Origin of the sequence: Rhodobacter lacus, assembly GCF_042683065.1 — a bacterium.
Lineage (GTDB): Bacteria > Pseudomonadota > Alphaproteobacteria > Rhodobacterales > Rhodobacteraceae > Rhodobacter > Rhodobacter lacus.
Genome location: NZ_JBHUIX010000009.1, coordinates 160,897 through 187,874, shown reverse-complemented (window position 1 = coordinate 187,874; position 26,978 = coordinate 160,897). Strand labels below are relative to the sequence as shown.

The following is a 26,978-nucleotide window of genomic DNA, read 5'->3' as shown; positions in this document are numbered from 1 at the left end:
GCCCTCGCTCCGATTTCAGGCTTTTCGCGGCCCTTCCGCCTCGCTACCATGGCCCCATGTCCTCGCCCGCCCTGCCCCCGGATGCGCCAGTGGATCTGCCGCCGCTTGATGCGTTGATCGCCTGCCCCGCCTGTGATCTGCTGATCGCCCGCGCCCCGCTTGAGGAAGGGGTCCGGCAAAGCTGCCCGCGCTGTCATCACCTGCTCTATGCGCCGCGCGCGCGCACCGTGGCGCAGGTGATCGCGCTCTCGCTCACCGTGGCGATCTTGATGATCGGCGCGGTGTTCTTTCCGTTTCTGGAAATCTCGGCGGGCGGCATCAGCCATGAAAGCTCGGTCTTTGATGCCGCCATGGCCTTTTCCGAAGGCATCTTGCTGCCGCTCTCCTTTGCGGTGATGGCGCTGATCGTGGTGCTGCCGCTTTTGCGGGTCGCGCTTTTGATCTATACGCTCTGGCCGCTCGCGCAGGGGCGCCCGGCATGGCCGCAGGCGCGCCGCGCGTTCCGGCTGGCAGAGGCGATCCAGCCCTGGTCGATGGCGGAAATCTTCGTCGTCGGCGCGGTGGTGGCGCTTGTGAAGATCGCCGGGCTCGCCACCGTGAGCCTTGGCCCCGCGTTCTGGGCCTTTGGCCTCATGGTCGCGGTGGTCACCTTGCAAAACAACCTGCTCAATGACTGGACGATATGGACCGTGATCGACAGCCCCGAAGAGCGCTGACCGCCCGCGCCGCGGGGCTTGTGGGCTGCCGCGCCTGCGGTTGCGTCTCGCCTGCGGGGACCACGCATTGCCGCCGCTGCGGCGCGCGGCTCGATCCGGGCGGCACGCTCGGGCTGCAGCGTGTCTGGGCCTGGATGGGCGCGGGGCTGATCTGTTACATCCCCGCCAATCTCTACCCGATGCTGCGCACCGCCACCGTGGGAAGCGCGCCCGCCGAAAACACCATCCTCGGCGGCGTGGTCGATCTTGTCCATTATGGCGAATGGGCAATCGCGCTGATCGTCTTTTCCGCCTCGGTGCTGGTGCCGATCGGCAAATTCATCGCCATCGCGGTGCTGGCGCTGAGCCTGCGCTCGCATGCGACGCTGTCAAGCCACCGCCGGCACCGGTTGCTGGAGATCATGGAGTTCATCGGACGCTGGTCGATGGTTGACGTTTTCGTGGTCGCCATCCTCTCCTCTCTGGTGCAACTCGGCTTTGTCGTGCAAATTCACCCCGGGCCCGCCGCGGCCCTCTTTGCCCTCTCGGTCGCCTTCACCATGCTGGCGGCGCAAAGCTTCGACCCCAGGCTGATCTGGGAGAAAGACCAAGGCCCGCAGGCATGAGCGACGAGTCCGATCTTCCCCTCACCCCGGCCCGCCCGGATCAAACCGTGTCTGCACCGGGACTGTTGAGCCGGATCTCCGTGGTCTGGGTGGTGCCGCTGGTGGCGCTTGTGGTCTCGCTGGGCGTGGCGTGGAAAACCTTTCACGACCGCGGCGTGCCGATCCAGATCAGCTTCACCGATGCCGCGGGGCTGGTGCCGGGCCAATCGGTGCTCAAATACCGTCAGGTGGTGGTGGGGAAGGTCGAAAAAGTGAGGTTCACCCCCGATCTCACCGCGACCCTCGTCACCGTGCGGATCGACAAGGACATGGCGCCCTATATCGACAAGGATGCGCGTTTCTGGGTGGTGCAGCCGCAGATCGGCTTCAACGGCATTTCCGGGCTCGACACGGTGCTCTCGGGCGTCTTCATCGAGGGGCTGTGGGACAAGAATTTTTCCGGCCCCGCGCCCGCGGTCATCACCGGGCTTGAGCGCGAGCCGCTGGGCGCGCCGCCCGGCTCGGGCAGCTGGGTGCGGCTGACCGCGCCCGATGGCGGCTCGCTGATCGAGGGGGCGCCCGTGCTTTACCGCGGCATCACGGTGGGGCAGTTGCGCGATCTGCGCGTGAACGAAACGGGCGACGGCGTGGTGATCGACGCCTTCATCAAGGCGCCCTATGACAAGCGCCTCACCACCTCGAGCCTGTTCTGGAACACCTCGGGTTTTTCCGTCTCGCTCGGCCCCTCGGGGGTAAAGCTCAATGTGCGCAGCCTCTCCTCGCTCATTCAGGGCGGCGTCGAGTTCGATACGCCGGTTTCGGGCGGTCAGCCGGTCAGCCGCGGCCAGGCCTTCAGTGTTTTCGACGACGAGACCACGGCGCGCGACTCGATCTTTTCAGACACGACCGAGGCGCGGGTGGCCCTTTCGATCTATCTTGACGGTTCGGTGCGGGGCCTGAAAACCGGCGATCCGGTCAACCTGCGCGGCGTGAAAGTGGGCGAGATCACCAATATCGGCATCGCCAATGTGCCCTCGCCCGACGGCGGCGCGAGCGTGATGCAGCGGGTCGATTTTGCGGTTACGCCCGAGCGGCTCGGCCTCGCCCCCGGAGCGGACCGCGCCGATGTGCTGGCCTTCCTGTCCGACGAGGTGGCCCAAAAGAACCTGCGCGCGCGGGTCGCGAGCGCAGGCCTTTTGGGCGGCTCGCTCGTGGTCGAGCTGGTCGCGGTCGAAAAGGCGCCGCCCGCGCTTTTGGAAACCGAGGTGCAGCCGAACCCGGTGATCCCCTCGACCGCGCCCGAAATCTCTGATTTCACCGCCTCTGCCGAGGGGGTGATTGCGCGGCTCAATGCGCTTCCGATCGAGAAGTTGATGGATTCGGGGATCTCTTTGCTCGACACCACGACAAAGCTGATCGGTCAGGATGATACGCAAAACGCCCCCGGCGCGCTGCTCGCGCTGATCGAGGATGCGCGCGGCGTGATCGGCGCGCCCGATCTGCAGGCCGCGCCCGGGGCGCTGCGCGGCGCGCTGGAAGAGACGCAAAGGTTCATGGCGGATCTGAACCGGCAGGGCACCGTGGCGAGCGTCGGCGCGGCGATGGACCGGGCCAGTGCCGCCTCGGATGCGGTGACAGAGAGCGTGGCGGGGGTGCCAAAGCTTGTCGACACGCTCACCGGGCTGGGCGAAAAGGCGAATGCGCTGCCCCTGAACGAGATCACCCGGAACGCCGCCGATCTGACCGCGACGCTGAACCGGCTCGCGGGCTCGGACGACATGGCGCGGCTTCCTGCGGCGCTCACACGCTCGCTTGATGCGCTGAGCGTGATGCTGAAAGACCTGCAGGAGGGGGGCACCACAGAAAACATCAACCAGACGCTTGGCTCGGCGCGCAAGGCCGCCGATGCCGTGGCCGAGGCCAGCGCGCGCCTGCCCGAGTTGAGCAAAAAGCTCGAAGAGGTGATGCGCGATCTTGACGGGGTGCTGGCAAGCTATGGCGCGCGCTCCGAGTTCAACACCGAAACCGTGGCGGCGCTGCGCCAGTTGCGCGCCACCGCCGCCTCGTTCGATACGCTCGTGCGGATGCTGCAACGCAATCCGCAATCGCTCATTCTCGGCCGATAGGAGATCATCCGATGCGCCCCCACCCCTCGTTGATCCGCAAGGCGCTCCCGCTCGTGCTTTGTGCCACGCTCACGGCCTGCAGCGGCGATGATGCGCTCTACCTGATCGAGCCGCCCGCCCCCGCCGAGCATCTGCCCAACCGGCTGGGCCGGGTCGAGCTGCGCGAGGTGGTGCTGCCGCAATATGCGACCGCGCCAGAGGTGACCGCGCAGGAGCCCGGCGGCGCGCTGCGCGCCAAAACCGACGCGCTCTGGGCCGATGCGCCCGGCGCTGCGATCACCCGCGTGCTGGCAAGCCAGATCTCGCAAATCAGCGGGGCGACCGCCGTGGCCGAGCCCTGGCCGCTGAGCGCCCCCCCCGACCGGCGGCTGGAGGTGCGGGTGGCACAGATCCTTGCCGGGGCAGACGGGCTCTTTCATCTGACCGGGCAATATTTCGTCGCCCCGGTCATGGGCGCGGGGCAGGATGTGGCCCGCACCTTCGCGATCACCGTGCCGCTGGCCAACAGTGATCCGGCCACCGTGGCGGCGGCGCAGGCCCAAGCCCTGCAACAGCTCGCCGCGCAGATCGCCGCGCTCAAATAACCCCGCCGCCTCAGATCTCTTCGCGCTTGGGTCTGCCGGCCCCCCGGCCCAGGCTCACCGCGGAGCGCATCTGAGGAGGAAGAGCGGCAGGTGCTGCGCCAAGACCGGGCGAATTTCCACACCTTCGGCATCGCCCAGCGCGGCGATGAATGGTATCCGCTGTTCAGCGATGCCAAGACCCGTGCGCTGATGGAGCAGATGGTGAGGAACGGCACGATGGAGCCCGCCGCCGCGCGCGACATCATGGCCGGGGGCGCCTGCGTTTTTGTGCAGATCTTCCAGGCGCCGCGCGGCGATTTTCTGCGCGTCAGCGTGTCGCGCTGAAACGGCCGTAGCGCAGCCGATACCAGAGCCGCGCCAGCGCCTCACGCAGCGCAAGCTTGAGGCGCTGGCGCGGCGCAAGCTCCGGCGCTGGCGGGCAGGAGAGCACCACCGCCAGCCCGAGCTGCCGCGCGGCCAAAGCCGCGCGCGCCGCATGATACGCGTCGGTCACCACCACGCGCCGGGCGCCGGGCACAAGCGCCGCCGAAAAGGTGAGGTTTTCGCGCGTCGTGCGCGCGCGCGGCTCCAGCGTCAGCGCCACCTCGGGCACCCCCGCGGCCCGGCAGAGCTGCGCCATCACCGCGGCCTCGCTCGGCGCGCCGTCAAAAGCGGCCCCGCTCAGCACGAGGTGCGACACCTCCCCCGCCCGATAAAGCGCAATCGCATGGCGCGTGCGGCGCACCACCGCCGCAGAGGGCGTGCCATCGGGCGCGATCCGCGCCCCAAGAACAATGGCAACCGGTGCGCTCATGCGCGCTGGAACCGGCGCCGCAGCGGCCGCACGATGCCGTTGAAAAGCCCCACCAGCCCCGCGCCAAGCCCCCCCGCCACGAGGCCATCGCACAGCGCCGTTACCGCCCATGAGAGCGCCTCGGCCACCGCTTCGGGCGCGCGCGCCGCCACCGCCTCGGCGAGGTGATGGATCGCCGCATAGGGCGCCCCGAGCCCGAGTTCTGCCGCGCCATGGGTGAGGATCGAGCCGCCAACCCAGAGCATCGCCGCGGTGCCCACGACCATGAGCAGTTTCAGAAACCCCGGCATCACCCCCACAAGGCCCCGCCCCAGCGCGCGGGTGAGGCGCAGCCGCCCTTTGCGCGCGAAAAAGAGGCCGATGTCATCGGCCTTCACGATCAGCGCCACCCCGCCATAGACAATCGCCGTGATGCCGATGCCGACGAGCGCGAGCGCAAGCGCCTGGGTCCAGACCGAACCGCCCGCAGGCAAAGCCGCAAGCGCGATGGTCATGATTTCCGCCGAGAGGATGAAATCCGTCTTCACCGCGCCCGAGACTTTTGCTTCCTCCAGATGCGCGGGATCGGTGGCGGGCTCGGGCGCATCTGCGGCGCTGCCGTGGCCGGGGCGCAAAGCGTGGAGCACTTTTTCGGCGCCCTCAAAGCTGAGATAGGCCCCCCCGAGCATCAGCAACGGCGTGATCGCGCCGGGCGCGAAGGCCGAAAGGATCAGGGCCGCGGGCAGGAGGAACACGAGCTTGTTGCGGATCGAGCCGAGCGCGATCTTGCCCACGATGGGAAGCTCGCGCGCCGCGGCAAAGCCATGCACATATTTGGGCGTCACCGCGGCATCATCAATCACCGCACCCGCGGCCTTCGCACCGGCCTTGGCCGCCTGTCCCGCCACATCATCGACCGAGGCGGCGGCAATCTTGGCAATGCCCGCCACGTCATCCAGAAGCGCAAGAAGACCGCTCATTTAATGCTCCGCTGTGTCCGGGCCAAGGTAAGGATGCGGGCGCGCAGCAACAAGGGCTGCCCTGCCGTTTCCCGACCCGCCTGCCCTTAAAGGAAAAGGCGCCCCGCGGGGCGCCTTACTCAAAGACCGAGTTTTTGCGCGACGATGTCGTTGACCGCCTTCGGGTTGGCCTTGCCGCCCGAGGCCTTGATCACCTGCCCCACAAACCAGCCGGCCAGCTTTGGATTGGCCTTTGCCTTTTCCACCTGATCGGGGTTGGCCGCAATCACCGCATCCACCGCAGCTTCAATCGCGCCGGTATCGGTGACCTGGATCATGCCGCGCGCTTCCACGATCTGTTCGGGCTCGCCCCCTTCGGTGAAGACGATCTCGAACAGATCCTTGCCGATCTTGCCCGAGATCTTGTCGGATTTGATCAGCCGGATGATCGCGCCAAGTTGCGCCGGGGCGACCGGGCTTTGCCCGATCTCGAGCCCGTCCTTTTTCAGCCGCCCGAACAGCTCGTTGATCACCCAGTTCGCGGCGAGCTTGCCATCTTCGGCGACCGCAACCACGGCCTCAAAGTAATCGGCATTCTCGACCTCGGCAGTGAGCACCGCGGCATCATATTCGCTCAAGCCCAGATCCTTGACAAAACGGGCCTTTTTCTCGTCGGGCAGTTCCGGCATCGCGGCGCCGATGTCATCGACCCAAGCCTGCTCGATCTCGAGCGGCAGCAGATCCGGGCAGGGGAAATAGCGGTAGTCATGCGCCTCTTCTTTCGAGCGCATGCTCCGCGTCTCGCCCTTGTCAGGGTCGTAAAGGCGGGTTTCCTGCACGATGCTGCCGCCATCTTCCAAAATGGCGATCTGGCGGCGCGCCTCATAGTCGATAGCGGCCTGAATGAACCGCATCGAGTTCATGTTCTTGATTTCGCAGCGCGTGCCCAGATGCGAGAAATCCTGCGTTTGCTGATATTTCTCATATTGGCCGGGGCGGCAGACCGACACGTTCACATCGGCGCGCAGGTTGCCGTTTTGCATGTTGCCATCGCAGGTGCCGATATAGCGCAGGATCTGGCGCAGCTTGGCCACATAGGCCGCCGCCTCCTCCGGGCCGCGAATGTCGGGGCGCGAAACGATCTCCATCAGCGCCACCCCGGTGCGGTTGAGATCGACAAAGGACATGTTCGGATCCATGTCATGGATCGACTTGCCCGCATCCTGCTCAAGGTGGATGCGCTCGATGCGCACCTTGCGCGCCACGCCCGGCCCCATGTCGACGATGATCTCGCCCTCGCCCACAATCGGGTGATAAAGCTGCGAGATCTGGTAGCCCTGCGGCAGGTCGGGGTAAAAGTAGTTCTTGCGGTCAAAGGCCGAGCGCAGGTTGATCCCCGCTTTCAGCGCCAGCCCGGTGCGCACCGCTTGGGCCACGCAAAATTCGTTGATCACCGGCAGCATGCCGGGCATCGCGGCATCCACAAAGGCAACGTGCGAATTCGGCTCGGCGCCAAAAGTGGTCGAGGCGCCCGAGAAAAGCTTGGCGTTCGAGGCCACCTGCGCATGCACCTCCATGCCGATGACAAGCTCCCAGTCGCTTTTCGCACCGGCAATGACTTTCGGCTCGGGGGCGGTAAAGGCAAGGTGATCGAGCATTGCATGTTCCCTATCTGGCTTGAGCCCTTCTAGGACAGGAGCAGGCGCGGGGCAAGATGCGGGCACGCCCTGAAAAGATCGCGTGGGGGCGCTGCCCCCACACCCCCGGGATATTTATGGCAAGATGAAAGGGCGGGGTTCATCTTGCTTCAAATATCCCGGGGTCCGGGGCAGCGCCCCGGCGCTTTCAGCCCGCGAGCCGCCCGACCATCTCGGCCAAATCGCGGCTGAGGCCCGGGGTGGCGGCAATCCGTTCGAGCGCGGCTTTTGCATGGGCCTGCCGGGCCGCATCATAGCGCCGCCAGGTTTCAAAAGCGGTCGACATCCGCGCCGCGGTCTGCGGGTTGAGCGGATCGAGCCGGATCAGCCAGTCGGCATAAAGCGCATAGCCCGCCCCGTCGGCGCGGTGAAAGCCCGCGTGGTTGGCGGCAAACCCGCCCAGCAGGCTGCGGAAGCGGTTCGGGTTCTTCCACTCGAACCCCGGATCGGCGGCAAGCCGCGCCACCAGCCCGGCTGCCGCCTCGGGCGGCGTCAACACGGCCTGCACCGAGCGCCATTTGTCCATCACGAGCGGCTCGGCACCCCAGCGCGCGGCAAAGCGCGCGAGCGCCGCCGCCGCCCCGCCCTCGGCCACGAGAACCGAGAGCGCGCCGAGGCTCTCGGTCATGTTTTGCGCCGCATCGAAGAGCGCCTGCGCGCGCGCGCCGCCATCGCGGGTGGCGAGGAAGGCGAGCGTTGCCAGACGCAGGCTGCGTTTTCCGGCCGGGCCCGCATCGGGGCTGTAGGGTCCGAGCACCGCCGCCCCCTCATAGGCCGCAACAAACGCCGCCTCATGTTTTTGGGCGAGCGTTTCCATCAGCGTGCGGCGTGCGGCATGGATTGCATCGGGGTCTGCGGCCACGCCTTTCGAGGCGATCGCCGCAGCGATCTCATCCTCGCCCGGCAGCCGCAGGCACGCGGCGCGGAAGCCCGGATCGGCGCCCTCATCCGCGAGCATCTGCCCCACGGCCTCAAGGTAATCGGGCGCGGGCGCGCCGCCTTCCGCCATCGCCATCAGCGTCTCGCGCGCAAGGCTGCGCCCGGCCTCCCAGCGGTTGAACGGATCGGTGTCATGGGCGAGCAGGAAGGCCTGTTCGGCGGGGGGGGTGGCGCGCTCAAGCAGCACCGGCGCCGAGAACCCGCGCAGGATCGAGGGCACCGGGCGCGCCGGAAGCCCCTCGAAGGCAAAGCTCTGCCGCGCCTGTGTCATCTCCAGCATTTCGGTGGGGCGCAGCTCGTCGCCATTGGGGCCAAGCAGCCCCACCGCAATCGGAATATGCCGCGGAGGCTTTTCCGCCTCGCCCGGGGTCGGGGGCGTTTCCTGTTCAAACTCAAGCGTATAGGTGCTGTCTTCAAAGCGCTCGGCCACCCGCAGCCGCGGCGTGCCCGCCTGCATATACCAAAGCTTGAACTGGCTCAGATCGCGCCCCGAGGCATCCTCGAACACCGTGATCCAGTCCTCGATCGTGCAGGCCTGCCCGTCATGGCGCTCGAAATAGAGATCAAGCGCCGCGCGGTAGCCCTCCGGGCCCAGAAGCCGCGCCAGCATGCCCACCACCTCGGCGCCCTTCTCGTAAACAGTGGTGGTGTAAAAGTTGTTGATTTCCTTGTAGCTTGAGGGCCGCGGCGGGTGTGCCAAGGGGCCGGCATCCTCGCGGAACTGGCGCGCGCGCAGCGCTGCCACATCGTCGATACGCTTCAAGGCGCCCAGCCGCACATCGCGGGTGAAGCTCTGGTCGCGGTAGACCGTCAGCCCCTCTTTCAGGCACAGCTGGAACCAGTCGCGGCAGGTGATCCGGTTGCCGGTCCAGTTGTGGAAATACTCATGCGCGATCACCGCCTCGATGCGCTCGTAATCGGTGTCGGTCGCGGTTTCGGGCGAGGCCAGAACCAGCTTCGAGTTGAAGATGTTCAGCCCCTTGTTCTCCATCGCCCCCATGTTGAAATCGTCAACCGCGACGATGTTGAAGAGATCGAGGTCGTATTCGCGCCCGTAGGCCTCTTCGTCCCATTTCATCGCGCGCTGCAGCGAGGCCAGCGCAAAATCGCAGCGGGTCTCGTCGCCCGGGCGCACCCAGATATTGAGATCGACCCGGCGCCCCGAGGCGGTGGTGAACTGCCCCGACGTGGCGCGCAGATCGCCCGCGACGAGCGCGAAGAGATAGGCGGGCTTCGGCCAGGGGTCATCCCATTCGGCAAAGCCCGGCCCCTGCGCCACCGGGTTGCCGTTTGACAAAAGCACCGGCAGGTCGCTCTCGATGCGGACATGGAAGCGCGCCATCACATCGGGGCGGTCGGGGTAGAAGGTGATCTTGCGGAACCCCTCCGCCTCGCATTGCGTGCAATACATGCCGTTCGACATGTAAAGCCCCTCGAGAGCGGTGTTTTTTGCGGGCGCGATCACAACTTCGGTCGCCAGCACAAACGGGCCTTCGGGGAGGTGCTCTGCCGGGATCGTGAGCCCGGTCCTGGTGAGCGCATAGGCCTCGGGCGCAAGCGGCACACCGCCGAGCGAGATCTCGCGCAAGGTCAGCTCCTCGCCATCAAGATGCAGATCGGCGCGCCCCGCCCGCGGCGCGAGCTTCAGCTCCGCGCGCACCACCGTTGCCTCCGGCGCCAATCGGAAGGTCATGGAAATATGTTCGATCTCAAAAGGATAGGGTTTGTAGTCGGAAAGAAGCGTCACGCCGTCCATATCATCCTCGCGCTCATGTTGCCCTCAAGCTAGGTGCGCATCGCCCCCTCGGCAAGATGCCCTCCTGCCACCGCGGGACGCAGACCCGGTTTCGCTTTTCGCTGGACAGAGGCGGTTGGAAGCACAAGATACCGCCCCAGAACAGGGAGGGCAGTATGACAAACCGCGTTGAGCGCGAAGGCTTGCAGGTGGCCGAAGAGCTGGCCGCTTTCCTGGAGACCGAAGCTCTGCCCGCAAGCGGCGTTGCGCCGGGGCAGTTCTGGGCCGGGCTTTCTGCGCTGATCCACGATTTCGGGCCGAAGAACCGCGCGCTTCTGGACAAGCGCGAGGCGCTCGGCGCGCGGATTGACGACTGGCATCTGCATCACCGCGGCCAAGGCCATGACGCCAGCGCCTATCGCGCGTTTTTGAGCGAGATCGGCTATCTTGTGCCCGAGGGGCCTGATTTCACCATCGAGACGCGCGGCACCGACCCGGAGATTGCCTGCGTCTGCGGCCCGCAGCTTGTCGTGCCGATCACCAATGCGCGTTATGCGCTCAATGCCGCGAATGCGCGCTGGGGCAGCCTTTACGATGCGCTTTACGGCACCGATGCACTGGGCGCGGCGCCAAAATCGCCGGGCTATGACCCCGCGCGCGGCGCCAAGGTGATCGCCTGGGCGAAAAAGTTCCTCGACGACGCCTGTCCGCTGGTTGCGGGCTCCTGGGCGGGGGCCTCGAAGCTGCGCCTTCACGATGGCGGGCTCTTTGCCGAGGTGGCAGGCGAGGAAACCGGGCTCGCAAGCCCCGCGCAATGTGCAGGCTTTCGCGGCGCGCCCGAGGCGCCCACGGAAATTCTGCTCAAGCACAATGGCTTGCATATCATTTTGAAGATTGACCCCGCGCACCGGATCGGCGCATCGGACCCCGCAGGCATTGCCGATATGGTGCTGGAATCGGCCGTCTCCTCGATCATGGATTGTGAGGATTCCGTTGCCACTGTCGATGCCGAGGACAAGACCCTTGCCTATCGCAACTGGCTCGGGCTGATGCAGGGCACGCTGACCGAAACGGTCACCAAGGGCGATAAAACCTTCACCCGCGCGCTCGCCCCCGACCTCAGCTTCACCGCCCCCGATGGCGGCACGCTCACCCTCAAGGGCCGCGCGCTGATGCTGGTGCGCAACGTCGGCCATCTGATGTCCACCCCGGCGGTGCGCTGCCGCGACGGGCGCGAGGTCTGCGAGGGGCTTCTTGATGCCATGGTCACCACGCTCTGCGCGCTCCATGATCTGAAAAAGACCGAAGGGCCGCGCAATTCCGAGACCGGCGCGATTTACGTGGTGAAGCCGAAGATGCACGGCCCCGAAGAGGTGGCCTTTGCCGATGCCGTCTTCACCCATGTTGAAGAGGTGCTGGGCCTGCCGCAATATACCGTCAAGCTTGGCATCATGGATGAGGAGCGGCGCACCTCGGTCAATCTCAAGGAGTGCATCCGCGCCGCCAGGCACCGGGTTGCCTTCATCAACACGGGCTTTCTCGACCGCACCGGCGACGAGATCCACACCTCGATGGAAGCCGGGCCGATGCTGCGCAAGGGCGAGATGAAATCGCAGCCCTGGATTGCGGCTTACGAGGACCGCAATGTCGATATTGGCCTCAAATGCGGGCTCGCCGGGCGCGCCCAGATCGGCAAGGGCATGTGGGCCGCGCCTGACAACATGGCCGAGATGCTGAGCCAGAAGATCGCGCATCCGATGGCCGGGGCAAATTGCGCCTGGGTGCCCTCGCCCACTGCGGCGACACTGCACGCCACACATTACCACCGCATCGACGTGAAGGCGCGCCAGCGCGAGATTGCGGCCTTGGCCCGGCCCGAACGGCTTGACGACCTGCTCACGATCCCGCTTGCCGCCGGGCGCAACTATTCCGAGGCCGAGATCGCCGCAGAGATCGAGAACAACGCCCAGGGCATTCTGGGCTATGTGGTGCGCTGGGTCGATCAGGGGATCGGCTGCTCCAAGGTGCCCGACATTCATGATGTCGGCCTGATGGAAGACCGCGCCACGTTGCGCATCAGCGCGCAGGCGCTCGCAAACTGGCTCCATCATGGGGTGGTGAGCGAGGGCCGGGTGATGGAGGCGCTGCGCAAGATGGCGAAGGTGGTGGACCGGCAAAACGCCCATGACCCCGCCTACCGCCCGATGGCGCCCAATTTTGACGGGCTCGCCTTTCAGGCCGCCTGCGATCTGGTGTTTCTCGCCCATATCCAGTCTTCGGGCTATACCGAGCCGGTGCTGCACCAGCGCCGCGCGCAGGTCAAAAAGGAAGCGCACCCCACCGCTTGATGGCTGAGGCGGCGCCAGTGGCGCTGCCTTCTGCTTTTGAGCCGCGCACCGCCTCCCCCGGCGCAGCAAACCTGCGCCGGGCCTTATGGGGCCTGAATCTCCTTGTAACCGGGTTTTCTGATCGCCTTTTCAAGAGCGGCGAAATCGCCCGATAGGTTCAACACCTCCGAAAATTCGGCCAAGAAGATCTTTGGTGTCAGCACCGCAGCATCCATGTTGATCAAAAGCGCGGGCGCGTTTTGCAACTTTTGCAACGCCTTTATTGCCTCCATATAGGCTCTGGAAATATGGATCGCGTCAAAAACACCCCCCGTAAAGCGCTTTTCCCGTGTGAGCACGGAGCGTGCAACCCCGAGCGGATTTCGGACGCAAATCACGAAAACAGGGTTTCGCAACACCGTCGAAAGCTCTGAAATATGTTCGCACGCCAAGGGAGCCTTGAAGCCCCAGCGGGCGTGATCGCGGTTTCTGGCCGCGACAAGATCCGTGAACGCGGCAGACCGCGCAAGGGTTCGTCCGAGAAATCTCCTCGGCGGGATCACACGTGCAAACGCCCTGTCTTCATAATTGCGCGGGCCCAGATCCTTGCCGATAAAATACCCCATCTCGTAAAGGAGATAAGCGACGACAGAGGTCGCTCCGCGCGCGGCACCGCAGACCACAAGCGTTTCTTTGCCAATGCGCTCCTTGAGGCGCTCCATGTTGATCGCAAACATGGTTCTCAACATCAAATGCGCGTCTTGATCTGAATGCTCCAATATACCCCCCTCGCAACTAAATGAACTCCGTGATCGTGCCTCGATTCTGTCTGTTTGCAGGCGTGTCTTTAAAAGATGCGCGCTTCAAAAAATTGGGCAACAGGTTTTCACGCGCGGCACGGTGGTTTCAAGGATCTTGCGGCGATGGCGGCCTGCCCCGCCGCTTCGGGCGCTGAGCGATCATCCCGTCGTCTCCCGAGCGCTTGCGCCGGGCGGCGCTGCGCGCCGATGCACAGAACCCGCGCAAAAGTGACTTGTCTCGCGCCGGGCGCCCTCGGCACTTCGCCCTATATGTCAGGGGCCCAGAGACAGGAGACAGAGATGAGCTGGAACCCGACACAATCTCATGACGCCCCCGGCCTGGGCGCGGTCGAAACGCTGATCATCCCGCGCGCCCGTGATCTCGGCGGGTTCGAGGTGCGGCGTGCCCTGCCTGCCCCGGCCCGGCAGATGGTCGGGCCTTTCATCTTTTTTGATCAGGTCGGCCCGGCGGAATTTCTCACCGGCGGGGGCATCGACATCCGGCCCCATCCGCATATCGGGCTGGCCACCGTGACCTATCTTTACAAGGGCGCCTTCCAGCACCGCGACAGCACCGGCGCCGACCGCATCGTGCATCCGGGGGCGGTGAACTGGATGATTGCGGGCAATGGCGTGACCCATTCCGAACGCACCAGCCTTGAGATGCGGACCCGCCCCGGCTCGCTTTTCGGCATTCAGACCTGGGTGGCGCTGCCCGAGGCCGAGGAGGAGCGCGCCGCCAGCTTTGAGCATCATGGCAAGGAGGCGCTGCCCGTTCTGGAGGCGGAAGGCAAACAGGTGCGGCTGATCCTTGGTCAGGCCTGGGGCGAGACCTCGCCCGTCAAGACCTTCTCCGAGACGTTTTATGCCGATGCCGTGCTGGCGGCCGGGGCGGCGCTGCCGCTTCCCGACGGGCACGAGGATCGCGGCGTCTATGTGGTCGAGGGGGCGGTGACGATTGCGGGGCAAACCTTCGAGTCCGGGCGGATGATGGTGTTCCGTCCGGGGGACCGCATCAGCCTGACCGCCGGCGCGGCAGGCGCGCGCCTGATGGTGCTTGGCGGCGCCACGATGAACGGGCCGCGCTATATTTCGTGGAACTTCGTGGCCTCCTCGCGCGAGAAGATCGAGGCGGCAAAAGAGGCCTGGGCGCAGGGGGACTGGGCACATGGCCGCTTTCAGCTCCCGCCCGGGGATGACGCCGAATACATCCCGCTCCCCGAGGTGGCCCCCACGTCTCCAGAGGGCAAACCCCCAGCGGGCAAACCCGCGCCGTGAGCGGCCCCGCCCCGGCGCGCGCCGCAAGGCCGCAGCCGCCGCCTATTTGAAGTTTCGGCTGTCCTTGATCTGATCCCAGGCCCAGACGACCTGTTGCAACAGCTCTTCTTGCGAGCGGTCGCCGCCGTTCATGTCCGGGTGGAGCACCTTGATCAGCGCCTTGTAGCTGGCGCGGATCTCGGTCTTTGTCATCGTGTCCTTCGCCTCAAGGATCTCCAGCGCGCGCCGCTCGGTCGGCGGCAGCTTGCGCCCGATCGTGGCCCGGCCCGGGTTCTGGGTGGCGTTCTGGCCAAGCAATTCCATCGGATCGGTGATGCCGTGGCGCGCCCAGCCCATTTCTTCCTTGGTGCGGCCAAAGGGCTTGGTCGGGCGTTCCCAGACATTCGCACTGTCAAGGAATTGCTGGAATTCCTCTTCGCTCTGGCCCTGAAAATAGTTCCACTTCAGGTTGTATTCGCGCACATGGTCCTTGCAGAACCAAAAATAGTCATCGAGCACTTTCGGGCTCTTGGGCGCACGATACTGGCCCGGCTCATTGCACTCCGGGTGATCGCATTTGCGCGTCGAGGTCTCGAACGCCCCAGACATGCCGCGCTTGCCCTTGGTGCGGCGCTGCTTGTCGGCAGCGGCGGAAATGTTGAAGCCGAAAGGGTCGGTCTTGCTCATGGGGCCTCGCGCATTCTCATCCTCGGCGCTGCTTCTGACGGCAACTGACCGACTCGGGGGGGAGAGGATAGTGCATTTGCCGCGAAGGCCAAGAGGCAAACGTGCCCGAACGGTCTTTGCCCGGCTGCGCCCTGCCGCATCGGCACAAGCCCGCCGCGGCACGGCTGCGAAATATTTTGTTTACAGCCCGCATGGGTCAGTTAACCTGCCCGCATCCGGGGGGGAGGCCGGTTCGCCGGACCCCGGGGGAAACGTCGCACACCAGACGACTGGGAGGAAATTCATATGGATCGTCGCACTTTCATCCGGAAGGGCGCGCTCGGCACTGTTGCCGCCGCCGCCGGAACCGCTCTTGCCGCCCCCGCCATCGCGCAGGAGAGCCCGACCGTCACCTGGCGGCTGACCTCGTCTTTTCCGAAATCGCTCGACACGATTTACGGCGCCGCGGAGACGATGGCGAATTACGTGCGCGGGATGACGGATGGCAAGTTCAACATTCAGGTCTTTGCCGGAGGCGAGATCGTGCCGGGCCTGCAGGCGATGGATGCCGTCTCCTCTGCCACGGTCGAGGCCTGCCACACCTGTTCTTACTACTACTGGGGCAAGGACCCGACCTTTGCCTTTGGCACCGCCGTGCCCTTCGGGCTCAACATGCGGATGCAAAACGCATGGTTCTACTATGGCGGCGGCATCGAGTTGCTGAACGAGTTCTACGCGGGTTACAACGTCACGGCACTGCCCTGCGGCAACACCGGCGCCCAGATGGGCGGCTGGTTCCGCAAGGAAATCAACACGCTTGAAGACCTCAAAGGGGTCAAGATGCGGATCGGCGGCTTTGGCGGCAAGGTGCTTGAACGGCTTGGCGGGGTGCCGCAGCAGATCGCGGGCGGCGACATCTATCCCGCGCTGGAAAAAGGCACGATCGACGCGACCGAATGGGTCGGCCCCTATGACGATGAAAAGCTCGGCTTCTACAAGGTGGCGCCCTATTACTACTACCCCGGCTGGTGGGAAGGCGGCGCCTGTCTGCATGCGATGTTCAACGTCGATGCCTATAACGCGCTGCCCGAGCCCTACAAGGTGGCGCTGACCGCGGCCTGTCAGGCGGCCAACCAGGATGCGATGGCAAGCTATGACTGGAAGAACCCGGCGGCGCTGCAATCGCTGATGGCCAACGGCACGCAACTGCGCCCGTTCAGCCAGGAAGTGCTCGACGGCTGCTTTGCCGCGGCGAACGAAGTCTATGCCGAGTTCGACGCCTCGAACGCCGCCTTCAAGAAGATCCATGACAGCCAATGGGCGTTCCGCAAGGACGCCTACCTGTGGATGCAGCTCTCCGAGTATAACTACGACACGTTCATGATGATCCAGCAGCGCAACGGCAAGCTCTGAGCCGGCCCTGCCCGATTGCCCCCGGAGACACCTCCGGGGGCTTTTCCTTGCCCGCCCCGCCCCCTAGATATGAGAAAACAAGGGGGGACAGATGCCCGGCATCCTGATTACCGGTGGCGCCAAACGGATCGGCGCGGCAATGGCGCGCGGCTTTGCGGGGGCTGGCTTTCGCGTGATGCTGCATTACCGCGCCTCGGCAGCGGAAGCGGAAGCGCTCGCGGCAGAATTGAACCAGGAGCACGAGATTTGCCGCATCGTGCAGGCAGACCTCGAAGACCCCGCGGCGGTGCAGGCGGTGTTCGACGCGGCGCAGGCCTGGCTTGGCCGGGTCGACGTGCTGCTCAACAACGCCTCGAACTTCATGAATGACGATGTCTTCACTCTCGACGGCGCCACGATGGACGCGCATTTTGCGGTCAACCTGAAAGCGCCGGTGGCGCTTGCCGCTCGGCTTGCCGCGCAGGACATGGCCGGCGCGGACGGGCTTGTGATCAACATGCTCGACAACAAGGTTCTGGCGCTGAACCCGGATTTCTTTTCCTACACCCTGTCCAAGGCGGCGCTGCTTGCGGCCACCGAAATGCTGGCGATGCGCTTTGCGGGCGCGCCGCGGGTGAATGGCATCGCCCCCTCGATCACCCTCATCTCCGGCAAACAAACCCCGGAGAACTTTGAAAAATCAAGCCGCATCAACCCGTTGGCGCGGCAAGTCACGCCCGAAGATCTCGTGCGCACGGCGCTCTATCTGTGGTCGGCCAAAGGGGTGACGGGCGAGGTGATCGCCGTCGATGGTGGCCAGTCGCTGTGGCAATTGCCGCGCGATGTGGCGTTTCTCGTGAAGCAGGGCTATGTGCATGGCTGATCTGATAATTCGGCTCGAAGAGCTTGAAATCACGATGTTTCTGGGCATTCACGACTTTGAGCGGGCCCGCCCTCAGCGGGTGCTTGTGTCGGCCGAGATCACCGTCACCGGCACCGACTGGGCGGCGGGAAAGTTCTTCGATTACGACCGGGTGGCCGCGTTCGTGCGCTCTTTCAACGGCACGCGGATCGACACGCAAGAAGAGCTGGTGAGCCGCATCCACACCTTCGTGCACACGCTCGAAGGGGTCGCGCATGCGGCGATCTCGTCGAAAAAGCCCGATGTCTACCCCGATGCGAAAGCTGTGGGCGTGCTCTTGCGCGGCTGACCCCGCCCCTCACGGGCGCCAAAATCCCCTCGGCAAAGCGTTTTTCGAAGTCAGACCTTAACCTTTACGGGCGAAAGTGCCGTGGGCGGGTGTGACCAGTGTGAGGTTTTAATGGTGGGGGGACACGCAGATTTTGAGGCTGTTCTGTCCGGGTTTCCGGGCGCAATGGCGCTCGTGGATGCTGCGGGACGGCTGCGCTGGGCCAATCCGGCCTTCAGCCGGCGCTTTGCCGGGGAAGGCGATCCCGTCGGACGCGCTCTGGCCGATCTGTTGCCGGAGGCGGTGCTGCGCCGCCTGATGCCTGCCCTCGCCCTCGCCTATGACGGCCCCACCCGCTTTCGCATGACCTGTGACGATGGCGATGACGGGCCCTGCCCGTTTGACGTCTCGATCTGGTCCGTCTCGACCGATGCGGGCCCCGCCTGCGCCGACAGCGCCGATCCTTCTGCCGATCCGGCCCCGGCGCTTTATGCACTGCAACTCGTCGAGGCGCTGCCCGGCGAAACCGGCCCCGGACGACTTGGGCTGGCGCTCGCGCGCGCCGAGGCAGAGCTTGAGGCCGCCCGCGCAGAGGCGGACATCCTGCGCATCTCTTCTGAGGCGAGTGGCATCGTCGCGTGGCATCGCTTCCCCGAACTCGGTTATGGCGAGGTCGGCGCGCATTTCGGCGCCTTGCTCGGCTATCCGCCTGAGACGCGCTTCGATTTTCAAAAGTTCATGGAGCTGACCCATCCCGACGATCGGGAAACCGTGCGCAACGATTTTCTGGCGATGTCCGATGGCGAGACGCAGTCTTATTGCCATGACTTCCGAATGCTGCGGGCCGATGGCACCTGGGCCTGGATCACCGCGCGCGGCCAACGCGTCGACCGGCGCGATCAGGGCCTGCCGGTGATGCTTTGCGGCGCCTTGACCGACATCAGCGACCGCAAGGACAGTGAGGCCTGGGTGTTTCAGGCCTTCGCCGAAGCGCAAAGCGCCCGTGACGCCGCCGCCACCTCGGCAGAGATGATGCGCACCGCCGCCGCGCTTGGCGGCTTTGGCGTCTGGGTGGATTGCCCCGAACTCGGCGAAAGCTGGATGAACGACGAGGGCTATCGCCAGCTCGGCTATGAGCCGGGCGAATTCAAGGCAGACTCGACAGGGTTCCGCAGCCTCTACCACCCCGATGACCTGCCCGATGCCATCACGCTGATCGAGGACATGATCGTTGACCGCGCTCCGGTGTTCGACAATACCGCGCGGCTGCGCCACAAGGATGGCTCCTACCACTGGTATCGCGGCATCGCCCGCAAGCTTGACCGCAGCGACAAGGGGCTGCCGTTTCAGATTTATGGCGGGCTGACCTGCGTCGACCATCTGAAGGCCAATGAAAGCCGGCTGTCGGAGGCGCTCGCCGATGCCCAGAAAAGCCGTGCGCTGGCCGAAGAACGGGCGGAACTGTTGCGCACCTCTGCGATTTGCGCCGAGATCGGCCATTTTTCGATCTGCCCGGAGACCGGCGAAGGCTGGACCCCGGATGAGACCTATCAGCTCTTCGGCTTCGCCCCCGACGCCTTCCCCTCGACCGAGGCGGGCTGGCGCGGGCTGATCCATCCCCATGACATGCCCGAGGCCATCGCGCAGGCCGAGGCGATGAAATCGGGAGAGTCCGACATCTATTCGCACGAGCACCGTCGGCGCCATGCCGATGGCAGTTGGCACTGGTACCGCGCGGTGGCGCGCAAAATTGACCGCTCCGATCAGGGCCTGCCCTATCTGCTCTCCGGCGCCATCATCAACATCGACTCGATCAAGGAGAACGAGCGCCGCCTCGCCGATTCCGCCGCGCAGGCCGAACGCGCCCGCGCCCGGCTCGACAATCTGGCCGACAACGCCCCCGGCGCGCTGTTCGAATACCGGCTCGACGCCTCGGGGCATGCGGAACTGCCGTATTTTTCCGCCAAGCTGCCGATCTTGCTGGGCGTGAGCGCGCATGCGCTGGCCGAAGATGCAAGCGTGATCTTCACGCATATGAGCGCAGAGCATCAGGCCCAGATCGAGGATCTGATCAAAACCTCCAAAGCGACCAATGGCAGCGCGATGGCCCGTTTTGCGGTGGACGATCCGCAACATGGGCGGCGCTGGCTCGCGGTGGTGGCCCAGCCCTATTGCCAATCCGATGCGGCGACGATCTGGTTTGGCAACGTGCTCGATGTCACCGAACAGGTGGCCAGCGAGGAGCGCGCGCAAATCGCGGCGGAAGAGCTGCGCCGGGTGCACGACCGAATGATGACGATGGCCGAGCATACGCCCGGCGCGATCTTCGAGTTTCACCTTCCGCCCGGCGGGGAGATGAGCTTCGCCTTCTTCTCTCCGGTGTTGCCCGAACTTCTGGGGGTGGACCCGGCGGCCCTGCACGCCGACATGCGCACGCTGTTCACGCATTTTCCGCCCGAGGATGAGGAACGCGCGCATGACGCGCTGGAGGTTTCGGCCCGCACCCTCAGCCGCTTTGAACTTGAACACCGGATTGATCACCCCGAGCACGGGATGCGTTGGCTCCATGTGTCGGCCCAGCCCTTTGCCCGGCCCGATGGCCGGATCGTCTGGTATGGCAACACGATGGATGTCACCGAGCGGGTCGCGAGCGAAAAGCGCGCGAGCGAGGCCGCCGATGCCGTGCGCCAAGCGCTTGAGCGGCTCGCCTGGATCGCCTCGATCGCGCCTGCGGGCCTTTACGAATTCAAGCGCGCCGCCGACGGGACAACCTCGATCCCCTATGCCAGCCCTTATTTTGAAGAGCTGATGGGGCTTGGCTATGGCTTCTTCCAGCAAGACCGCAGCGCCAAAGAGGTGTTTGACAATGTGCATTCGGGGGATCTGGACGCGTTCATCGGCCCGCAGGGGCTGACCGCGACAAAGATGGAATTCTGGAACCAGCGGTTCCGGGTCGAACATCCGAGCCGGGGCGAGATCTGGCTGGCCAACTCTGCCACGCCACGCATGCTCGAAGACGGCTCCGTGGTCTGGACCGGGGCGCTGCATGATGTCACGCAAGACGTGCGCCGGGAGGCGGAGCTGCGCTCGGCGCATCTGCTTGCCGAGGAGATGCGCACCGAAAACGAGCGCCAAGCGCTCCACGACGGGCTCACCGGCCTGCCGAACCGGCGCTTTTATGACAAGGTGCTCGCACAACGGATCGCCGAGACCCAGGATGGACAGAAGCGCGATTGCACGCTGATCCGCATCGACCTCGACCACTTCAAATATGTCAACGACACGTTGGGGCATGAAGCGGGCGACCTGGTGCTGGTGCGGGTGGCCGAGGTGCTGCAGGAAACGCTTCGCGCGAGCGATTTTGCCGCCCGCATCGGCGGGGACGAGTTTTCCATCCTGCTGCGCGCCGGCAGCAACCGCGAAGAGGCGAGCGCGATTGTCGAGCGGCTGCAGGCCCGGCTGAGCGAGCCATTGCTGTTCGAAGGGCGGCAGTGCCGCTTTGGCGCCTCGTTCGGCATCGCCCAGACCGAGGATCTCGGGCAGATGGGCTCCGAGATCCAGCTCTTTGCCGATGCCGCGCTCTACCGTGCCAAAAACACCGGGCGCAACCGGATGGAGTTCTTCACGCCGGAGCTGCACACCAACCTCCTGCTTGACCGCCGACTGGCGGCGGAGTTGCAAGAAGGGCTCGACCGGGACGAATTCGTGCCCTTCTTCCAGGCGCAGGTCGCGGCGGAAACGGGCATGCTGACCGGGGTGGAAACGCTGTTGCGCTGGCAGCATCCCGAGCGCGGCATCCTCGCGCCCGATGCCTTCATGCATGTGGCCGAGCAGCTCCGCCTCGTTCCCGAGATCGACCGGGTGATGATGGAAAAATCCCGTGGTGCGCTCGCGCGCTGGCGCGCCCGCGGGCTGAAGGTGCCGAAAATTTCCTTCAACGTTTCGGCCGGGCGCATGAACGACCCCGATGTGGTGCAATCCGCGCGCAGCATGGTGGATGGCGAGACCCGCGTGACCTTCGAGCTTCTGGAATCGATTTTCGTCGAGGAGGAGAGCGACGCCTTCCGCTTCCATCTCGATGCGATCCGCGAGGCGGGAATCGAGATCGAGATCGACGATTTCGGCTCGGGGCATGCCTCGATCATCGGGCTGATGCAGATCGCGCCCTCCGCGCTCAAGATCGACCGGCGCATCATCGACCCGGTGGCGCGCGACCCGCGCGCGGCAAGCCTCGTGCGGGCGATCATCGAAATCGCGGAAACGCTCGGCATCGGCACCGTGGCCGAGGGGGTGGAAACCGAGGCACAGGCCGATATCTTGCGCGGGCTCGGCTGTGACATCTTGCAGGGCTACCTGTTCTCTATGCCGCTCTCGGCAGAGGATTTCGCGCGCCGCCAAGGTTTTTCTGGCCTTTCGGGCATCGACGGGCGCACCCCGATGCGGCGCAGCTCCTGAGCCGGTGCCCGCCGGTGCCGCGTGACGCGCCCCGCGCAGGCTTCGCCCGCGCGGAGAGGGGCTTGACATGGCCCCGCTCTGGCTGCGTCAACGACGCCAGACCGGCCCCGGCGCAGTTCATAGTGCATCGGGGCCCCGACCCCGGGAGGCTCCGTGCTGTATCTGTTGCGCCATGGCGAGACCGCTTTCAATCTGGAGGGCCGGTATCAGGGCCGGCTCGATTCGCCGTTGACCGCGCGCGGCACGGCGCAAGCCCGGCGCATTGGCGCGCATCTGGCCACACTTGCGCCGCGCCCGACGCTCTGGGTCAGCCCGCTGCCGCGCGCGCAAACCACCGCCGCGCTGATCGCAACCGAGATCGCGCGGGCCACCGGCACCCCGCCTCCGCTGGTGCTGCAGCCCGACCTTCAGGAGATTGCGCTGGGCGCCTGGGACGGGCTCACCCGCGCCGAGATGGAGGCGCAGGCCCCCGGCTTTCGCAAGCGCCATCCCCGGCGCCAATGGATGTTCCATGCCCCCGGAGCCGAGCCGCTCGCCGCGGTTCTGGCCCGTCTCGCCGATGTGCACAAAGCCGCCTGCGCGCAGCCGGGAGACCTCGTGCTGATCTCTCATGCCTTTACCGGCCGGCTTCTGCGCGGGCTGCATGCCGGGCTGCCGCTTGCGGAAGCCGTCGCGCTTTCGGCCCCGCAAGATGCCTTCCATGCGCTCGAAGACGGGGGCGTGGTCACGCGCATCGAGCTTCCCGCCCCGGTCTGAGCCGCGCTGGCCCGGTTGGCGTAAATATTGCTTTGTGCACGTTTCACCCTCGACATTGTCCGCTTGGCGGCACACTCTGGTGCGACACTCCGTCCCGCGCCCCAACAGACTCCGCAAGATCCGCCTGAAGACTTTCCGTGCTCCCCTCGACACGCCCCCTCCCCGACACCGCTCGAGATCTGCTGCGCATCGACGCGCTTCGGGTCAGCTTTCCGCTTCTGCAAGGCGAGGTGGAGGCCGTGCGCGGGGCTTCCTTGCGGGTGCGGCCCGGCAAGATCACCGCACTTGTGGGCGAGTCGGGCTCGGGCAAGAGCGTCACCGGCCAGGCGATCCTCGGGCTGCAACCGGCCAATGCCCGTGTCTCCGGCAAGGTCTGGCTCGACACCGGCGCGGGCGCACCGGTCGATCTGCTCACCTTGCCCCATGACGGGCGCGCCATCCGCGCGATCCGCGGCGCGCAGATCGGCATGATCTTTCAGGAGCCGATGACCTCGTTCTCGCCGGTGCACACGATCGGCAACCAGATCTCCGAGGCGCTGCGGCTGCACCAGCCGATGCCGCCCCGCGCGCTGCGGGCGCGCTGCGAGGAGATGCTGGGCCGGGTCGGCCTGCCCGACCCGAGGCGGATCTATGACATGTATCCGTTCGAGCTTTCAGGCGGGATGCGGCAGCGCGCAATGATCGCGATGGCGGTGATCTGCGGCCCGGCGCTGCTCATTGCCGACGAGCCCACCACCGCGCTCGACGTGACGATCCAGGCGCAGATCCTTGGGCTGATCCGCGATCTGCAACGGGAATTTGACCTCGCCGTGCTGCTGATCACCCACGATCTCGGCGTGGTCGCCAACCTCGCCGACGAGGTGGTGGTGATGCATCACGGACGGGTGCTGGAATCGGGCCCGACCGAGGCGATCTTTGCCGATCCGCGCCATGAGTATCTGCGCGGGCTGATGAACGCCGTGCCGGTCTTTGGCCCGCGCGCGCGGGACCGGCTCAAGCCCCTGCGCGAGGTGCCCGCCGAAGGCATCCGCGCGCTTGCCGCGATGTCCGTTCCGGCCGCGCCCGCGCCCGCCGCCTCTGCCACGCCAGCGCACCCGCTGATCACCGTTTCGGGGCTGAGCAAAAGCTTTTTGCCGCGCAACCGCTCCTGGGGGCTGTTTGCACGCTCGGAGCCTGCGCTGCGCGCAGTCGACGATGTCAGCTTCGAGATCCGGCGCGGCGAATGCCTCGGGCTCGTGGGCGAGAGCGGATCGGGCAAAACCACCGTCGGCAAGATGCTGGTGCGCGCCTTTGCCCCCGATGCGGGACAGATCCTGCTCCATGACAGCGCAGGCGGCGTGCTCGACGTGCCCGGGGCCGCGGGCGCCGAGCTTACCGCGCTGCGCCAGCGCGTGCAGATGATCTTTCAAGACCCGATGTCCTCGCTCTCGCCGCGCATGACGGTGGGCCAGATCCTCTCCGAGCCGCTCGACATCCATGCCCGAGGCACCCGCGCCGAGCGCGACCGGATGGTGGCGGCGCTCCTTGCCGCCATCGGGCTAGGGCCTGCGGTCGCCTCGCGCTATCCGCACAGCTTTTCGGGCGGGCAGCGCCAGCGCATCGGCATCGCCCGCGCCCTCGCCCTTGGCCCCGAATTCATCGTTTGCGACGAGGCCGTTTCCGCTCTCGACATGTCGGTTCAGGCGCAAATTCTGAACCTTCTGAAAGACTTGCAAAAAGAACTTCAACTCACCTACCTGTTCATCTCGCACAATCTCGCGGTGGTGAACTATCTGGCCGACCGGATTGCGGTGATGTGGCGGGGCCGGCTCGTGGAACTCGCCCCGCGCGAGGCTCTGATGAACGCGCCCGCCCATCCCTATACCCGCGCGCTTCTGGCCGCCGTGCCGCATCCAGACCCGCATCACCCGCTCGACATCGCCGCCGCCTGCATGCCCGCGGCGCAGGCCGAGAGCGCCTGGCCCGCCGCCTTCCGCGAAAGCGCCGAGGCGCCGGGTGAGCTGGTCGATCTGGGCGACGGGCATCTGGTGCGGATGCAGCCGATGGCCGACCGGCGCGACCTCGACGGCACGGGGGGGGCAAGATGAAGAACCGCGGCTTTTCCGGGCGCCCGATCGGGCGGCGCGAGGCGTTGGGGCTGATTGCCGCGGGCGCGACACTCTCGCCGAGCCTTGCCGAGGCTTTTGTCAGCGCCCCCTATTTTGCCGCGCAAGAAACCATGGGTGCCCTGCCCCCGGTGGCCGCGCGCCTGCCCGACGTGCCGCGCGTGATCGACCTTGCCGCGATGGGGCGCACCCCCGGCCAATGTGGCGGCACGCTCCGCATGGTGATCGGCGGGCAGCGTGATGTGCGCTACATGCCGATCCTCGGCTATGCGCGGCTGCTTGCCTACACGCCCGAGCTTGAGCTCGTTCCCGACCTGCTGCGCGACTGGGAGGTGGAGGGCGACCGCATCTTCACGCTGCATCTGCGCCCCGGGCACCGCTGGTCGGACGGTCATCCCTTCACCGCCGAGGATTTCCGCTACTGCTGGGAAGATGTGATTGGCCATCCCGAGCTGGGGGGCATGCCGCCCGAGATGCTGCTCGACGGGCGCGGCCCGAAATTCGAGATCCTTGACAAGGTGACGGTGCGCTACAGCTGGCACGCGCCGCTGCCCGAATTCCCGGCGCGGCTGGCCGAACCGGTGCCGCTGCGGCTCTTCCTGCCGGCGCATTATCTCAAGGCGTTCCATGCCCGCTACACACCGATGCCGCGGCTTGAGCAGCTCGCCAAGCACTGGCGCGTCGATGACTGGAGCTCGCTGCACCAGAAGGTGAGCCGCTCAAGCCGCCCCGAAAACCCCGATCTGCCGACGCTTGAGCCGTGGCGGCCACGCACCTCGCCGCCCTCCGAGCAATTCGTGTTCGAGCGCAACGCCTATTTCCATCGGGTCGACAGCGCGGGCGTGCAGCTTCCCTATATCGACCGGTTCGAGATGGATGTCTCCAGCTACGACATCCTGCCCGCGAAGGTCGCCACCGGCGAAAGCGACCTGCAAGCCACCGGGCTCGAATTCAGCGATTACACGCTGGTCAAGGAGGCGGAGACTCGGTTTCCGATCAAGGTCGCGCTCTGGACCCGCAGTCAGGGCTCGCGCGTGGCGCTGATGCCGAACCTGAACTGCCTCGACCCGGTCTGGAATACGCTTTGGCGCGATGTGACGGTGCGCCGCGCGCTGTCGCTTGCGATTGATCGCGACGAGATCAACCAGGTGCTGTTCTTTGGCCTCGCCACGCCGAGCCAGAACACGATCCTGCCCGAGAGCGTGCTCTACCAGCCGCACTACGCCTCGGCCTGGGCGAGCCACGACCCCGAGCAAGCCAATGCGCTCCTTGACCGGACCCTGCTCGGCCTGCGGCACCGCGACGGCTTCCGACGCATGCCCGATGGCAAGATGGCGGGGCTGATGATCGAGACCGCGGGCGAGAGCAGCCTGCAGACCGATGTGCTCGAAATGATCCGCGACCATTTCCGCGCCGTCGGCCTTGCGGTCTGGACCCGCAATTCGCAGCGCGAACTGTTCCGCTCCCGCGCGCTTGCGGGCATGACGGTGATGTCGGTCTGGAACGGGCTCGACAATGCGCTCCCCACCCCCGAGATGCCGCCCTACGAGCTCGCCCCCACCGCCGAGGACCAACTCAACTGGCCGCGCTGGGGCGCGCATTACGTCTCGCAGGGGCGGCAGGGGATTGCCCCCGACATGCCCGAGGCGCTGATGCTCTTGCGCCTGCTCGACCGCTGGCGCGGCTCGACAAGCCAGGACGAAAGGACCGAGATCTGGCACCAGATGCTCGCGCTGCACGCCGATCAGGTGTTCTCGATCGGCACCGTCAACGCGGTGCCGGAGCCGGTGGTGCGCAGCGCCCGGTTGCGCAACCTGCCCGAAACCGGGCTGATCGGCTATGTGCCGACCTCGATCCTCGGCGTCTACATGCCCGACACGTTCTGGCTCGACGACACGGACGGGAAGGAGGGCTAGCC

Annotated in this window: 20 protein-coding genes; 14 read left to right on the top strand and 6 right to left on the bottom strand. The window is 65.9% G+C overall.

What is annotated here, in order from left to right; genetic code table 11:
- Window positions 1-89: 89 nt before the first annotated feature.
- The 5 genes from ACFSM0_RS08550 to ACFSM0_RS08530 all read left to right on the top strand — a co-directional run bounded on the left by ACFSM0_RS08550 (window position 90) and on the right by ACFSM0_RS08530 (window position 4,334).
- Window positions 90-716, top strand: a complete 627-nt coding sequence (locus ACFSM0_RS08550; RefSeq protein WP_377389298.1) for a paraquat-inducible protein A — start codon at window positions 90-92, stop codon at window positions 714-716.
- Window positions 683-1,321: a paraquat-inducible protein A gene (locus tag ACFSM0_RS08545; RefSeq protein ID WP_377389296.1), complete on the top strand. Its 639-nt coding sequence runs from the start codon at window positions 683-685 to the stop codon at window positions 1,319-1,321. The genes ACFSM0_RS08550 and ACFSM0_RS08545 overlap by 34 nt, the downstream gene beginning before the upstream one ends.
- 47 nt (window positions 1,322-1,368) lie before the next feature.
- Window positions 1,369-3,426 (top strand): PqiB family protein, encoded by a 2,058-nt coding sequence (locus ACFSM0_RS08540; RefSeq protein WP_377389293.1) that lies wholly within the window; start codon window positions 1,369-1,371, stop codon window positions 3,424-3,426.
- Window positions 3,427-3,437: 11 nt separating this feature from the next.
- On the top strand, window positions 3,438-4,010 hold the full coding sequence (locus tag ACFSM0_RS08535; protein WP_377389291.1) for a PqiC family protein: 573 nt from the start codon (window positions 3,438-3,440) through the stop codon (window positions 4,008-4,010).
- A gap of 90 nt (window positions 4,011-4,100) precedes the next feature.
- Window positions 4,101-4,334 carry a hypothetical protein gene (locus ACFSM0_RS08530; protein ID WP_377389288.1) on the top strand — a complete coding sequence of 78 codons (234 nt, stop codon included), beginning with the start codon at window positions 4,101-4,103 and terminating at the stop codon, window positions 4,332-4,334.
- On the opposite strand, the gene ACFSM0_RS08525 is transcribed toward ACFSM0_RS08530, so the two are convergent.
- From ACFSM0_RS08525 to pepN, 4 genes are all read right to left on the bottom strand, one after another.
- The gene (locus ACFSM0_RS08525; protein ID WP_377389285.1) at window positions 4,318-4,803 is read right to left on the bottom strand and encodes a YdcF family protein; all 486 of its coding nucleotides are present in this window, start codon (window positions 4,801-4,803) and stop codon (window positions 4,318-4,320) included. The two genes, ACFSM0_RS08530 and ACFSM0_RS08525, sit on opposite strands and share 17 nt — an antisense overlap.
- Window positions 4,800-5,762 (bottom strand): DUF808 domain-containing protein, encoded by a 963-nt coding sequence (locus ACFSM0_RS08520; protein WP_377389282.1) that lies wholly within the window; start codon window positions 5,760-5,762, stop codon window positions 4,800-4,802. The genes ACFSM0_RS08525 and ACFSM0_RS08520 overlap by 4 nt, the downstream gene beginning before the upstream one ends.
- A 119-nt stretch (window positions 5,763-5,881) precedes the next feature.
- A complete protein-coding gene (gatB, locus tag ACFSM0_RS08515; RefSeq protein ID WP_377389280.1) occupies window positions 5,882-7,399 on the bottom strand; it encodes an Asp-tRNA(Asn)/Glu-tRNA(Gln) amidotransferase subunit GatB in 1,518 nt (505 codons plus the stop codon).
- 187 nt (window positions 7,400-7,586) lie between these two features.
- A complete protein-coding gene (gene pepN, locus ACFSM0_RS08510) occupies window positions 7,587-10,133 on the bottom strand; it encodes an aminopeptidase N (protein ID WP_377389278.1) in 2,547 nt (848 codons plus the stop codon).
- A 155-nt stretch (window positions 10,134-10,288) separates the two neighbouring features.
- Between pepN and ACFSM0_RS08505 the strand changes: the two genes are divergently transcribed.
- Window positions 10,289-12,460, top strand: coding sequence for a malate synthase G (locus ACFSM0_RS08505; RefSeq protein ID WP_377389275.1), 2,172 nt, complete (start codon window positions 10,289-10,291; stop codon window positions 12,458-12,460).
- An 83-nt stretch (window positions 12,461-12,543) separates the two neighbouring features.
- Here ACFSM0_RS08505 and ACFSM0_RS08500 read toward each other — a convergent pair whose 3' ends face one another.
- Window positions 12,544-13,176: a hypothetical protein gene (locus ACFSM0_RS08500; protein WP_377389272.1), complete on the bottom strand. Its 633-nt coding sequence runs from the start codon at window positions 13,174-13,176 to the stop codon at window positions 12,544-12,546.
- A gap of 363 nt (window positions 13,177-13,539) precedes the next feature.
- On the opposite strand from ACFSM0_RS08500, the gene ACFSM0_RS08495 reads away from it, so the two are divergent.
- The gene (locus ACFSM0_RS08495) at window positions 13,540-14,517 is read left to right on the top strand and encodes a pirin family protein (protein ID WP_377389270.1); all 978 of its coding nucleotides are present in this window, start codon (window positions 13,540-13,542) and stop codon (window positions 14,515-14,517) included.
- Window positions 14,518-14,559: 42 nt separating this feature from the next.
- Here ACFSM0_RS08495 and ACFSM0_RS08490 read toward each other — a convergent pair whose 3' ends face one another.
- Window positions 14,560-15,183 (bottom strand): J domain-containing protein, encoded by a 624-nt coding sequence (locus ACFSM0_RS08490; RefSeq protein ID WP_377389267.1) that lies wholly within the window; start codon window positions 15,181-15,183, stop codon window positions 14,560-14,562.
- Between the two features lie 285 nt (window positions 15,184-15,468).
- Between ACFSM0_RS08490 and ACFSM0_RS08485 the strand changes: the two genes are divergently transcribed.
- The 7 genes from ACFSM0_RS08485 (at window position 15,469) to ACFSM0_RS08455 (ending at window position 26,976) form a co-directional block, all read left to right on the top strand.
- A complete protein-coding gene (locus ACFSM0_RS08485; protein ID WP_377389264.1) occupies window positions 15,469-16,575 on the top strand; it encodes a TRAP transporter substrate-binding protein in 1,107 nt (368 codons plus the stop codon).
- A gap of 91 nt (window positions 16,576-16,666) precedes the next feature.
- The gene (locus ACFSM0_RS08480) at window positions 16,667-17,437 is read left to right on the top strand and encodes an SDR family oxidoreductase (RefSeq protein ID WP_377389261.1); all 771 of its coding nucleotides are present in this window, start codon (window positions 16,667-16,669) and stop codon (window positions 17,435-17,437) included.
- On the top strand, window positions 17,430-17,765 hold the full coding sequence (locus tag ACFSM0_RS08475; RefSeq protein WP_377389259.1) for a dihydroneopterin aldolase: 336 nt from the start codon (window positions 17,430-17,432) through the stop codon (window positions 17,763-17,765). The genes ACFSM0_RS08480 and ACFSM0_RS08475 overlap by 8 nt, the downstream gene beginning before the upstream one ends.
- A 111-nt stretch (window positions 17,766-17,876) precedes the next feature.
- Complete coding sequence (locus ACFSM0_RS08470; protein WP_377389256.1) at window positions 17,877-22,199, top strand: PAS domain-containing protein; 4,323 nt, start codon at window positions 17,877-17,879, stop codon at window positions 22,197-22,199.
- A 153-nt stretch (window positions 22,200-22,352) separates the two neighbouring features.
- Window positions 22,353-22,955, top strand: coding sequence for a histidine phosphatase family protein (locus ACFSM0_RS08465; protein WP_377389253.1), 603 nt, complete (start codon window positions 22,353-22,355; stop codon window positions 22,953-22,955).
- A gap of 137 nt (window positions 22,956-23,092) precedes the next feature.
- Window positions 23,093-25,042: an ABC transporter ATP-binding protein gene (locus ACFSM0_RS08460; protein WP_377389251.1), complete on the top strand. Its 1,950-nt coding sequence runs from the start codon at window positions 23,093-23,095 to the stop codon at window positions 25,040-25,042.
- Complete coding sequence (locus tag ACFSM0_RS08455) at window positions 25,039-26,976, top strand: ABC transporter substrate-binding protein (RefSeq protein WP_377389248.1); 1,938 nt, start codon at window positions 25,039-25,041, stop codon at window positions 26,974-26,976. Before ACFSM0_RS08460 ends, ACFSM0_RS08455 begins: the two co-directional genes overlap by 4 nt.
- Window positions 26,977-26,978 lie beyond the last annotated feature (2 nt).